At 73.6% G+C, this 12889-nt stretch carries 6 protein-coding genes; 4 read left to right on the top strand and 2 right to left on the bottom strand.

Translation table 11 applies throughout. The features are described from left to right. The first annotated feature begins 125 nt into the window (after positions 1-125). A complete protein-coding gene (locus RSE42_RS17400; protein ID WP_076404360.1) occupies positions 126-1172 on the top strand; it encodes a GlxA family transcriptional regulator in 1047 nt (348 codons plus the stop codon). A gap of 44 nt (positions 1173-1216) precedes the next feature. Here the strand turns inward: RSE42_RS17400 and RSE42_RS17395 are convergent, their stop codons facing one another. Beyond that, positions 1217-3538, bottom strand: coding sequence for a glycoside hydrolase family 65 protein (locus RSE42_RS17395; protein WP_415297364.1), 2322 nt, complete (start codon positions 3536-3538; stop codon positions 1217-1219). 535 nt (positions 3539-4073) lie between these two features. Here RSE42_RS17395 and RSE42_RS17390 point away from each other — a divergent pair. From RSE42_RS17390 to RSE42_RS17380, 3 genes are all read left to right on the top strand, one after another. Next, the gene (locus RSE42_RS17390; protein ID WP_082774719.1) at positions 4074-5222 is read left to right on the top strand and encodes a multicopper oxidase domain-containing protein; all 1149 of its coding nucleotides are present in this window, start codon (positions 4074-4076) and stop codon (positions 5220-5222) included. 104 nt (positions 5223-5326) lie between these two features. Then, positions 5327-9328, top strand: a complete 4002-nt coding sequence (locus RSE42_RS17385) for a ThuA domain-containing protein (RefSeq protein WP_415297362.1) — start codon at positions 5327-5329, stop codon at positions 9326-9328. A gap of 108 nt (positions 9329-9436) precedes the next feature. Continuing rightward, positions 9437-11914 (top strand): OmpL47-type beta-barrel domain-containing protein, encoded by a 2478-nt coding sequence (locus RSE42_RS17380; RefSeq protein ID WP_415297360.1) that lies wholly within the window; start codon positions 9437-9439, stop codon positions 11912-11914. A gap of 315 nt (positions 11915-12229) precedes the next feature. On the opposite strand, the gene RSE42_RS17375 is transcribed toward RSE42_RS17380, so the two are convergent. Beyond that, on the bottom strand, positions 12230-12865 hold the full coding sequence (locus RSE42_RS17375) for a glycosyltransferase (RefSeq protein WP_415297359.1): 636 nt from the start codon (positions 12863-12865) through the stop codon (positions 12230-12232). Positions 12866-12889: the final 24 nt, after the last annotated feature.

The raw sequence follows: 12889 nt of genomic DNA, 5'->3' as shown, positions 1-12889 counted from the left end.
GCGGTCGGGTGACCGCGCTCTCCTGGGAGGACCAGCCTCACCCTGGGCTGCGGTACTCCCCGGGGGTATCGTGGACGGTGTCCGGATCCGTGGACCGGACGTCGGGAACCCGGGGGTGACGGCTCATGGCGGAGCGGTTGGTGGCGGTCGTCGGCTACGCCGGCGCGGAGCTCCTGGACATCGCGTGCGTGACCTCGACGCTCGTCCTCGCGAACCGTGTGGGCGCCGCGCCGCTCTACCGGGTGGTGCTGCTGACCCCGGGCGGGCGACCCGTCGCGTGCGACTCGGGCCTCACGCTCGCGAGCCACGGCTCCCTCCAGCGGTGGGTCGAGCCGGTCGACACGGTCGTCGTGACCGGAGGGCTCGGCCACGAGGAGGCCGGTGCCGACCCGCTCGTCGTCGCGCACGTGCGCCGGGTGGCCGCCCTGAGTCGCAGGGTCGCGTCGGTCTGCACGGGCGCGACCGTCCTCGCGGCGACGGGTCTCCTCGACGGGCGTCGTGCCACCACGCACTGGCGCTACGCCGACCGGCTCGCGCAGGAGTACCCCGCCGTCCGCGTCGACCCGGCGCCCATCTACGTGCGCGACGACAACGTCTACACGTCGGCGGGCGTGACGAGCGCGCTCGACCTCACGCTCGCGCTGGTCGAGGAGGACAACGGTCCGGAGCTCGCCCGCAGGGTGGCCCGCGCGCTCGTGACGTACCTCCAGCGTCCGGGGAACCAGGCCCAGATGAGCGTCTTCACGGCGGCCCCTCAGGTACGGGACGCATGCGTCCGGGCCGTGGTCGACCTCGTCGCCGCGCGGCTCGACGGAGACCTCTCGCTCCCCGCCCTCGCCGCCCACGCGGGCGTGAGCCAGCGCCAGCTCACGCGCCTGTTCGTCCGGCACCTCGGCCGCACGCCGGCGCGGTACGTCCGGCGAGCCCGGACCGAGGCGGCGGCCCACCTGCTCGCGTCGACCGACCGCCCGGTCACCACCGTCGCCCGCGAGTGCGGGCTGAGGTCCGCGGAGGCGCTGCGGCAGGCGTTCGCCGCGGAGTACGGCCTCGCGCCCTCGCAGTACCGGGCCGCGCACCGGCGTGCCGGGCGCCTCGCCCCGCCTGGCGGGACCGGTCCGGGAGCCGCCGGGCTCCGCGGCGCGCGCGGCGAGCAGGAGCGGCTGCCGACGTAGGGAACCCGCGCACGGCCCACCGGGCCCGTCGCGGGTACGTCCACCTACGAGGTGGCGAAGAGCGGCGCGCGGCCGGGCGGCTGCGCGGGCGGCGGGTCCTGGGTCCCGGCGAGCAGGGGCCGCTCGAAGACCGCGTGCTCGGGCGTGAGCTCGAACGGCTCGTCGCCGTGCACGACCCGCAGCCGCTCGCCGGACTCGAGGCGGTACGTGACGCCGTCGGGCCGGACCTCGACGCGCGCCCGGGCGTCGCCGTGGTGGACGGCGAGCGCGAGCCGCGTGAGCCGGGACGGGAGCCGGGGGGCGAGGCGGAGCCCGTCGTCGTCGTGCCGCAGCCCCACGATGCCCGTGACGACGGCGGTCCAGGCGCCCGCGAGCGACGCGACGTGCAGCCCGCCGTCGGTCGAGCCGCGCAGGTCGCACAGGTCGAGGAGCGCGCACTCGCGCGCGTAGTCGTACGCGAGGTCGACGTAGCCGATCTCCGCGGCGACGACCGCCTGCACGGGCGCCGAGAGCGACGAGTCGCGGACGGTCAGCGGCTCGTAGTAGTCGAAGTCGCGGCGGCGCTGCTCGGGCGTGAACTCCTCGGGCGCGGCGTGCAGGGCGAGCACGAGGTCGGCCTGCTTGACGACCTGCCGCCGGTACAGCTCGACGTAGTGCACGTGGTCGTCGAGCGGGAACCGCGCGGTGCCCCGCGACTCGAAGTCCCAGGGGGCGTGCCGCGTGAAGTCCTGCGACTGCTCCGTCACGCCGAGCTGCGCGTTGTACGGGACGACCATCCGGTCCGCCGCGCGCCGCCACTCCGCGCGCTCGTCCGGGGTCACGTCCAGCCGCGCCGCCTGCTCCGGGAACCGCTCGCACAGCTCGTCGGCCGCGCGCAGGTTCTTGCGCGCCATGAGGTTCGTGTACGTGTTGTTGTCCACGACGGCGGTGTACTCGTCGGGCCCGGTCACGCCGTCGATGCGGAAGCCGGCGGCGGTGTGGTGGCCGCGCCCGGCCCACAGCCGCGCGGTCTGCACCACGAGGTCGACGACGACGTCCCGGGCGAGCTCGTCGTCGTGCGTGGCGGCGACGTGCCGCACGGCGGCGAGCGCGACGGCCGACGAGACGTGGAACGCGGCGGTGCTCGCGGGCCAGTAGCCCGACGACTCGCGGCCGCTGATCGTGCGCCACGGGAACGCCGCGCCGGGCAGGCCGAGCTCGGCGGCCCGCTCGCACGCGTGGGGGAGGGTGGTGTGCCGCCAGCGCAGGTGCGCGGCCGCGGCGTCGGGCAGCACGTGGTCCAGCACGGGGAGTACGAACGTGTCCGAGTCCCAGAAGGCGTGGCCCGCGTAGCCGGTGCCCGTGAGGCCCTTCGCCCGCACGCCCACGCCCTTGACCCGCGCCGACGCCTGGACCACCTGGAACAGGCTGTGCCGCAGGGCCTGCTGCATCTCGTCGTCGCCGTCGAGCTCGACGTCGCCCCGGTCCCAGACCGCGGCGAGGGCGTCGGCCTGCTCGCGCTCGAGCGCGTCCCAGCCCGCGTCGACGGCCGCGGCGAGCACGGTGTGCGCGTGCGCGGGGAGCGCGTCGGCGTCGGCGCCGCCTGCGTACGCGGCGAGGACGACGACCTCCAGCCACTCGTCGGCGCGCAGGTCCACGGTGAGGACGGCGGCGCCGCCGCGGTGGTGCCAGCGCGGGCGGACGCCGTCCGCGGCGTCGACGAGGTGCGCGGTCTCGGCCGCGACGCCGCGCTCCGAGCGCACGGTGCGCTGGCGCACCGACGACCCCTCGGCGTCGTGCCGGCACGAGACGGTGACCAGCCCGGGCGCCTCGCGGCCGGGGTCCTGCCCGCCGTGGGCGCAGCCGGGCACCGGGCGCAGGGTGACGGTGACGTCGCCGTGCGCGTGCACGCGCCAGCGCGACGCGACGACCTCGCGCCGGGTGAGCGGGACGAGCCGCTCGTTGTGCAGGGTGACGCTCCCGCCCGACGGCGCGGTCCAGCGCAGCTCGCGCCGCAGCACGCCCCGGCGCAGGTCGAGCACGCGCTCGTGCGCCTCGACCGTCCCGTCGGGACCCGCGGGGTCGGCGGTCCGGACGTCGACCGGCTCCCCGTCCACGGACCAGCCGAGCCGCCACGCGTCGACGACCGGCACGAGGCGCTCCTCGACCTCGGGGTAGGCGTACGCGCGTTCCGCGTAGGTCTGCTCGAACTCCTCGTGCACGGAGGCGACGAGGGTCGAGGGGTCGTCGTCGGGGTCCGCCTCGTCGAGCGTGCCGCGGACGCCGACGTACCCGTTGGCGAGGGACAGGAGGGACGCGGCCGTGGCCGGGTCGTCGACGTCGAGGGCCGACTCCCGGACGGACCACGCGGGGAGGTCGCGAGTCACGCGGTCACTCCACCACGACGCCGTGTCGCACACCCGTCCGGGGCGTGTCCGAGCCCCGTCCAGGGCCGCTCCGGAGACAAGTGTCGATCGGCCGTGGACTTTTGCTTGTTGTCGACACAACTTTCGCCTACCTGTTGACATCCATGCACTGACTGCGGTGTCATGAACCTCGTTGCCCCTGGAACCGACCAGGGGGCCGGACGTCGGCGCAGGGGAGCCCGTCGTCCGGACCGACAGCCGGACGGTACGCACCGACGCGCACCCCGGCGGGGGCCATGGCGGCCCCGGACCTCGCCCCACGGCCGGTCTCCCACCGGCCCGGGTCGAGCCCCGCACGACCGAGCACCCTCTCGACCTTCTGCGACCGCGGGACACCCCCGCACCACCCAGTCCTGCTGCTCAGAGTCCCCCGCACCACCTCGGGGAGCCTCCGCGCGCCCGAGCGCGCCGGCACGCGGGGCGGCGACCGCCGTCCCGCCGGTCCGGCGCGCCACGGACCGCCCGGACGACCCCGTACGCCCGGAAGGAGTCCCCCATGCCCGACCCGACGACCGAGACGGCGCCGAGGCCGCTCTCGAGGCGGGCCCTGCTCGCCGGGGCCGGCGTCGTCGCTGCCAGCCCCGCCGCCGCGCTCCTGCTCGGAGCCGGCGGCAGCGTCGCCGCGGCGCCCCCCGCCGCCGCCGCGACGACCGTCACCGCAGCCACCGGCGTCCGCAAGATCACCATGTACGCCGAGCGGATCTCCGACACGCTCGTCGGCTACGGGCTCGAGCGCGGCAAGGCGACCGTCCCCGGGCCCATCCTCGAGATGTGGGAGGGCGAGACCCTCGAGATCACGCTCGTCAACACGACGGACAAGCGCCTGTCGATCCACCCGCACGGCGTGAACTACGACGTCAACAGCGACGGCAGCACGTTCAACAACTCGTTCAACGAGCCGGGCGAGACGCGGACGTACACGTGGTCGACGGTCAAGATGGCGCGCGACCGCGGCATCTGGATGCCCGGCAGCGCGGGGTACTGGCACTACCACGACCACGCGTGGGGCGAGCACGGGACGCAGGGCCTCGCCGCGGGCCTCTACGGCGCGCTCGTCGTGCGCCGGGTCGGCGACGTGCTGCCGCAGAAGCAGTTCACGATGGTCTTCAACGACATGACCATCAACAACAAGGTCGCGCCGGACACGCCGATGTTCGAGGCGAAGCTCGGCGAGCGCGTCGAGTTCATCTGCATCGGCCACGGCAACCAGCTCCACACCTTCCACCTCCACGCGCACCGCTGGGCGAACAACCGCACCGGCCTGCTCGCGGACCAGTACGACCCGAGCCAGGTCGTCGACAACCGGGACCTCAACCCGGGCGACGCTTTCGGGTTCCAGGTCGTCGCCGGGCTCGGTGTCGGACCCGGTGCGTGGATGTACCACTGCCACGTCCAGTTCCACTCCGACGGCGGCATGGCGGGCATCTTCCTCGTGCGCAACGCCGACGGCTCGATGCCGCCGGGCGCCCAGGAGTCGATCGACCGCTTCCAGGGTCACGGCAGCCACACCATGTCGGCCCCGTCCGGGGCCGCGCCGTCCGGCGCCGCCGCGACGACGAGCGCCCCGGCCACCGCCCCCGGCGGTCCGGCCGGCGGTGGCTCCGGGCCGGCCGTCGTCGACCTCACGGGGCACGCCGGCCACTGACCGTCCGCCGGTGAGGTGGGACGGGCCGCCGGCCCGTCCCGCACCAGCAGGACCCGCTCCCGGTCCGTCCGGGGGCGTCGCACCGATGACGAAGGAGTTGGAGAGTGCTTTCCAGACCATCGACACCCCCCACGAGGGGGCGCTCCCGACCGGGGGCACTACGGGCCCTGACCGTCGGCCTGACGGGCGTCGCGCTCGTCGCGGGCGCCGCCGTCCTCCCGGCGGCGGCCCAGACCGGCGCCACCGCACCGACCACCGCGATCAGCGCGGGCGGGTCCCTCGCGGCGGGGTCCGTCGCCGCCGCGCCGGCCGCCGCAGCCGCGCCCGTGCGCGTGCTCGTGTTCCACGGCGCGCCCGACGAGCAGACCGACCCCGTCGTCGACGCGACGGCGGCGCTCACCGAGATCGGGGCCGCCAACGGCTTCGAGGTCGAGGCGACGTCCGACCCGGAGATGATCAGCGCGGCGACGCTCGGCGAGTACCGCGGCGTCGTCATGCTCTCCGCGGAGGGCATCGAGCTGAGCGGCGAGCAGGAGGCCGCGCTCCAGGCGTACATCAACGGCGGCGGCGGCTTCCTCGGCGTGCGCGACGCCGCGCGCTCGCAGGAGGCCTCGAAGTGGTTCGAGGGCCTCGTCGGCGCCCGGATCAAGGGCGCGACCATGACGGCGGAGAAGGTCGCCGAGGCGACCGGCACCGGCCGCAGCCCGGCCGCCGAGACGCCGGCCAAGGCCGTCGACGGCGACCCCAACACCAAGTGGCTGACGTTCGCCCGCACGGGCCAGCTCACGCTGCGCATGGAGCAGCCCGTCGCGGTGGTGAAGTACGGCATCACGTCGGCGAACGACTCCGCGGGCCGCGACCCGAAGAACTGGAAGCTCCAGGGCTCGACCGACGGGCAGACGTGGGTCGACCTCGACACGCGCGCCGACGAGGACTTCCCGCAGCGCTTCCAGCCGCGCACGTTCGACGTCGCGAACGAGACCGCGTACGGCTGGTACCGGCTGGACGTCACCGCGAACTCCGGCGACGCCGAGGTCCAGCTCGCGGAGCTCTCGATCTACGGCCCCGACTCCGTCGAGCAGCCCGACCCGGAGATCCCGCTCGAGGAGCGCACGGTCGACCTGGTCGACCGCCAGCACCCCGCGACGGCGGACCTCCCGCTCACGTGGGACCGCGAGGACCGGTGGCTCGAATGGGCCGACGACCCGACCGGTGACGTGCACACGGTCGCGACGCTCGAGCCCGGCCCCGACGCCGGCCCGACGACCAACCCGTTCCAGCCCGTCTCGTGGTGCCGCGACTACGACGGCGGCCGGTCGTTCTTCACCGGCATGGGCGGCACGCCCGAGAGCTGGGCGGACGCGACGTTCCGCGAGCACCTGCTCGGTGCGCTCCAGTGGACGACGGGCGTGGTGCGCGGCGACTGCCAGGCGACCATCGCGTCGAACTACAAGGCCGAGCGCCTGTCCCAGGTGAACACGGCCGGCACGCTCGACCAGAACGGCGAGCAGCACGGTCTGACGATCGCGCCCGACGGCACAGTCTTCTACATCGGCCGCGGCGCCTGCCCGACCGGCCCGATCGTCCCGTGGAGCGACCCGAACGTGGGCCTCGGCTGCGGCACGATCCACCAGTGGGACCCGGAGACGGGTGAGGCGAAGCTGCTCACGACGCTCGACGTCATGGGCAACCGCGGCAGCGGCGACGAGCTGGTGAAGAACGAGGAGGGGCTGCTCGGCATCGTGCCCGACCCCGACTTCGCGACCAACCACTGGCTCTACGTGTACTGGATGCCGCACGAGAACATCGACCGCGAGCGTCGCGTCGGCTACCGGACCGTCTCGCGGTTCACCTACGACCCCGAGACGCCGACGATCGACCAGAGCACGCGCGTCGACCTGCTCGAGTGGGAGACGCAGATCCACAGCTGCTGCCACGCGGGCGGCGGCATGGCGTTCGACAGCGAGGGCAACCTCTACATCGGCTCGGGCGACAACAACTCGTCCGGCGGGTCGAACGGGTACTCCGGCAACAACTGGACGCAGGAGTTCGCGGGCATCAGCTTCCAGGACGCGCGCCGCACGTCGGGCAACACGAACGACCTCAACGGCAAGATCCTGCGGATCCACCCCGAGGACGACGGCACGTACACGATCCCCGACGACAACCTGTTCCCGGTGGGCGAGTACCCCGCGGACAAGACGCGCCCGGAGATCTACGTCATGGGCGTGCGCAACATCTCGCGCCTCCAGATCGACCCCGACACCGACTGGCTGACGGCGGCCTGGGTGGGCCCGGACGCCGGCAGCCCGAGCCCCGAGCTCGGCCCGGCGAAGTACGAGACCGCGACGATCATCACGTCCGCGGGCAACCAGGGCTGGCCCTACTGCATGGGCAACAAGCAGCCGTACCGCGACCGGAGCAACGAGGACGCGAGCGTCCTCACCGGCTGGTACGACTGCGACAACCCGAAGAACACGTCGCCCCGCAACACGGGCCTCGTGGACCTCCCGCCGGTACGGAACAACATGATCTGGTACTCGCCCTCGGGCGGCGGGCCGGTCTTCCCGGACCGCGGCAACGGCATCCCGACGTACGAGGACGACGAGGCGACCTACACCATCCCGTGGCTGCGGGGCGGCGGCCAGGCCGTCATGTCCGGTCCGACGTACCGCCAGTCGCAGGTCGACCCCGAGTCCGACGTCGCGTGGCCGTCGTACTGGGAGGGCAAGTGGTTCATCGGCGACCAGTCGAACTCGAACAACCGCGTCGCGGTGACGGTCGACCCGGAGAACCTGGACGCCCCCGTGTTCATGGAGGACCTCCGCCAGATCATCCCGGGCGGCCGCGGTGACGGGCTGCTCCAGAGCTGGATGGACGCGAAGTTCGGTCCGGACGGCGCGCTGTACCTGGTCGACTACGCGGGCGGCTTCTTCAGCCTCGACCCGAACCAGAAGCTCATGCGGATCACGTACCAGGGCGGGGCCCCGACCCCGGCCCCGGCCGCGTCCGCGACGAGCATCCAGGGCGACCCGCTCACGGTGCAGTTCACGGGTGCGCGGTCCGGCGGCGTCTCCTACCTGTGGGAGTTCGGCGACGGCAAGACCTCGCGCCAGGCCAACCCGAAGCACAAGTACCCCCGCATCGGGACCTACGAGGCCAAGCTCACCGTCACGTACGCGGACGGCTCGACGGCCACCGTCACGACCGACGGCTCGCCGTCGTGCACCCTGCCCGACGAGCGCGAGACCGTGTTCTTCGGCGACGTCGACTCCACGGTCGAGAACCTCGACCTCGGCGCCTGCACGATGAACGACCTGTTCCAGGACGAGAAGGAGTGGCGCACCCACGCCCGGTTCCTGGCGCACGTCGAGTCGGTCGCGAAGAGCCTGTACGACGACAGCCGCATCGACGAGCGCGAGCGTGCTCGCCTCGTCGACGCCGCGGCGCGGTCCCAGATCGGCGTGGACCCGGGCGGGTACCGCACGATCTTCGACGGCACGCAGGAGTCGCTGTACGACTGGTTCCAGGCACCGAGCGGCAAGTTCACGCTCGAGCCGGGCGGTTCGCTGAAGTCGAGCGGCGGCCTCGGGATGCTCTGGTACGCGGGCGAGGAGCTCGGGGACTTCTCCGTGAAGCTCCTGTACCGCGACGTCTCCGAGGGCGACCACTACGCCAACACGGGCGTGTTCACCCGGTTCCCGAACCCGAACGACCCGGGCGACGTGCCGTGCGCGGCCAACCAGTCGCCCGCGTGGGTCGCGATCTCGTGCGGTCACGAGATCCAGATCTACGACGGTCCGACGGGCGAGCCGCAGAAGACCGGCTCGGTCTACAACTTCGACCCGCTCGGCCTGAACACCGGCGGCGAGAAGCCGAAGGGCGAGTGGAACGAGTACGAGATCCGGGTGGTCGGCCAGCAGTACACGATCATCCGCAACGGCGTCGTCATCAACGAGTGGGAGAACACCCCGGGACAGCAGTCGTCCCGTGCCGGTGACCCGCCGACCGACCTGCGCCAGTTCGACAGCGGGTTCATCGGGCTCCAGAACCACGGGAACGCGGACCTCATCGAGTTCCGCGACATCCGGGTCGCGGACCTGTAGCACCGCCGGGCGGGGGCGGCCGGCCAGGCCGTCCCCGCCCGTACCCGGCAGAGCCCCCAGAACCACCCCCAGAACCTTCCCGAGACACCCCCCGAGGAGTGCACCCTCATGGAACGACGTACCAGTCCCGGCGGCGTCCGCCGCCGCGGCGCGCGGCGGTTCCTCGCCGCCACGGTCGCCGGGCTCACCGCGACGACGGTCCTCACCGTCGCGCCGGCGTCCGCGTCCCCCGCAGGGACGGCAGCGCCGTCGTCCGTCTTCTCCGTCGCCGACGCCACCGTCGCGGCCGAGCAGGTCCTCACGTGGACCGCGGACAACAGCGTGACCGACTACAAGGCCTTCCCCGCCACGGCCGAGGCGGGTCCCGCCACGATCGTGTTCGAGAACAGCATGGCGACCGGCAGCACGTTCGGAATGAGCCACACGCTCACGTTCGACACGTCGTCGCCCGGCTACAACCACGACGTGAACCTCAACATCCTCGCGAGCCCGTTCGACGCGAACGGCGGGCGGCACGAGGCCCAGGTCACCTTCACCCCGGGCAAGTACCGCTACTTCTGCGCGATCCCCGGGCACGGCGAGATGTGGGGCGAGCTCGTCGTGACCGACGGCGGCACCGGCGGCGAGGACACCACGGCCCCGTCCGTGACCGCGCTCGTCACGGGCGAGCAGGACGGCGACGGCGCCTACGTGGGCGGCGCGACCGTGACGCTCGACGCGACCGACGACGACTCCGGCGTGGCCGGGGTCGAGTACGACCTCGACGGCGCGGGCTGGCAGGCCTACACGGAGCCGTTCGTCGTCGACGCCGTCGGCACGCACACGCTCCAGTTCCGCGCGACCGACGCCGCGGGCAACACGTCCGAGGCGCAGACCGCGACCTTCACCGTCGTCGAGGGCGACGTCGAGGAGGACACGACCGCCCCGGTCGTCGAGCCCATGGTCATGGGGCAGCAGGACGAGTCCGGCGCCTACGTCGGCACGGCCGCGTTCATGCTCCACGCCACGGACGAGGGCTCGGGCGTCGCGTCCGTCGAGTACCAGGTCGACGGCGGCGCGTGGCTCCCGTACACGACCACGGTGCCGTTCACCGAGGTCGGCGAGCACACCGTGTCGTTCCGGGCGACCGACGTCGCGGGCAACGTGTCCGAGGTCGGCTCCGTGACGTTCACCGTCGTCGCCGGCGGCGGCGAGGACGACACGACCGCGCCGACCGTCACCGCCGAGGTCACCGGCACGCAGGACGGCAACGGCGCGTTCGTCGGGTCCGCCACGGCGACGCTCACCGCGACGGACGACGCGTCCGGCGTGGAGAGCGTCGAGTACGACCTCGACGGCGCCGGCTGGCAGCCGTACACCGAGCCGGTCGTCGTCGACGAACCCGGCGAGCACACGCTCGTCTACCGGGCCACCGACGTCGCGGGCAACGTCTCCGAGGAGACCGTCACCGAGTTCGTCGTCGTGGCGGAGGCCGAGGAGGACACGACGGCCCCGATCGTCGCGACCGAGCTCAGCGGCCAGCAGGACGAGGACGGCGCCTACGTCGGCTCCGCGTCCGTGCTGCTCACCGCCACGGACGACGGCTCGGGCGTCGCGACCGTCGAGTACGACCTCGACGGCACGGGCTGGACCGAGTACACCGGGGCCGTCGTCGTCGACGAGCCCGGCCGCCACACGCTCGCCTACCGCGCGACCGACGTCGCGGGGAACGTCAGCGAGCCGGCGACCGTCACGTTCGACGTCGTCGCGGGCCAGGGCGGCGACACCGTCGCCCCGACCGTCGACCACCGCGTCATGGGCGGCGACAAGAACGAGGCCGGCGAGTACCTCGACAACGTGTTCGTGCGTCTCCTCGCGAAGGACGCGGACTCCGGCGTCGCGTCGGTCGAGTACCAGCTCGACGGCGGCGAGTGGACCCCGTACGCCAAGCAGATCTCCGTGCGGACCCCCGGGTCGCACACGGTGACCTACCGCGCGACGGACGTCGCGGGCAACGTGTCCGCCCCGAAGACGGTCACGTTCGTCATCGCGGGCGGCGAGGAGCCCGGCGGCGACACCGACGGCCCCGTCGTCACGGCGGGCGTCAGCGGCAGCCGCACGCGCGACGGCGACTTCGTCGCGAGCGCGCGCGTCACCCTCACGGCGGTCGACGAGGAGTCCGGCGTGGACCGCATCGAGTTCCAGGCCAACGACGGCGCGTGGCAGCGCTACGCGGCCCCGGTCGCGTTCGCGGCCGACGGCCAGCACGTGGTCCGCTACCGCGCGGTCGACGGCGTCGGCAACGTCACGAGCGGCGAGGTGACCTTCACGGTCCTCAAGCTCGTGCGCGACCGCTGCGTCGGGTCGGACATCCGTCCGACCGTCATCATCGACGGCCACGACAGCACGGTGCAGAACTACGACGACGGCACCGGCTGCACGGTCAACGACCACGTCGCCGAGAACGACGAGTACGCGACGCACCGCGAGTTCGTCGACCACGTGAGCCTCGTGACCGAGGACCTCGTCCTCGACGGCGTCCTCGACGACGCCGAGCGGGACCTCGTCATCACGGCGGCCCAGCTGTCCGACATCGGTCGCCGCTGACAGCACCCGTCCCACCAGCACGTCCGACCGGCGAAGGCCCGGACCCGCTCCCTCCAGGAGCGGGCCCGGGCCGTCGTCGTCCCCGGGCCACCCTGAGCCCGACGGACACCCCCCGTCCGCCGGACACTCCCGGTCCGCCGGACACTCCCGGTGCGCCGAGCACGACGTTGCTGTCGCCATGGGAGGGATGCCGACGACAAGGTCGTGCTCGACCGCGCGCAGGGTCGTGCTCGGCCTGCCCCGCGGGGAGGGGCGCGCCGCGCGCCGACGGGCTGTGGGCGGGACGGCCAGGCTGCCCGACGTCGCGCGGCTGGGTCAGGCGGGCGGCTCGCCGTACACCGGGCGGACGAAGGCCAGGACGATCCCGAGCCCGCCGCGCTGGGCGAGGCGCGCGCGGTCCTCCGGGTGGTCGAGCAGGTGCCGCAGGACGCGCGCGACCGCCTCTGGGTCCGTCACGACCACGGGGTCGGGGTCCGGCCCGTGCGCGGGCCGGCCCTGGAGCAGGTCCTCGCCCTCCGCGTGGCGCGACCGCGCGCCGTCGCACAGCTCGACGCGGAGCGACGGGCGCCCCTCGCCCGGGACGACGTGGACGCGCGCGACGTCGTCCCACCGCACGACGACCCGGACCACCTCCGCGCGGCCCACCGGCAGCTCGACCTCGTGCGGCCGCAGCACGACCGCGTGCTTCGACGGCCCGCGCACGTACGCCAGCAGCCCGCCGCCGAAGGCGAGGGCGACGATGCCGATCAGGGCGGCCGCGAACCCCTCGTCGTTCCGCAGGAGCCACACCGCGAACGCCACCGCGCCGCCGCACAGCGCGAGCAGGATCAGCAGCACCGCGAGGTAGTCGACGACGGGCGTCAGGCGCTCGCGACCGCGCACCCCGCCGCGCACGGCGGTCCACACCATCGTCGGCCGGTACGGCTGCCGGGGTCGTCGGCTCCTGCTCACGGAGGACAGTCTGCCGGGTCGGCG

Source organism: Cellulosimicrobium sp. SJTW-1 (assembly GCF_047716875.1).
Lineage (GTDB): Bacteria > Actinomycetota > Actinomycetes > Actinomycetales > Cellulomonadaceae > Cellulosimicrobium > Cellulosimicrobium funkei.
This window is presented reverse-complemented; position numbering and strand designations above follow the sequence as displayed.

What these genes read in the sequence shown, in the direction of transcription:
- RSE42_RS17400 (WP_076404360.1), top strand. Translation starts at nt 126, where the DNA reads ATGGCGGAGCGGTTGGTGGCGGTCGTCGGCTACGCCGGCGCGGAGCTC.
- RSE42_RS17390 (WP_082774719.1), top strand. Translation starts at nt 4,074, where the DNA reads ATGCCCGACCCGACGACCGAGACGGCGCCGAGGCCGCTCTCGAGGCGG.
- RSE42_RS17380 (WP_415297360.1), top strand. Translation starts at nt 9,437, where the DNA reads ATGGAACGACGTACCAGTCCCGGCGGCGTCCGCCGCCGCGGCGCGCGG.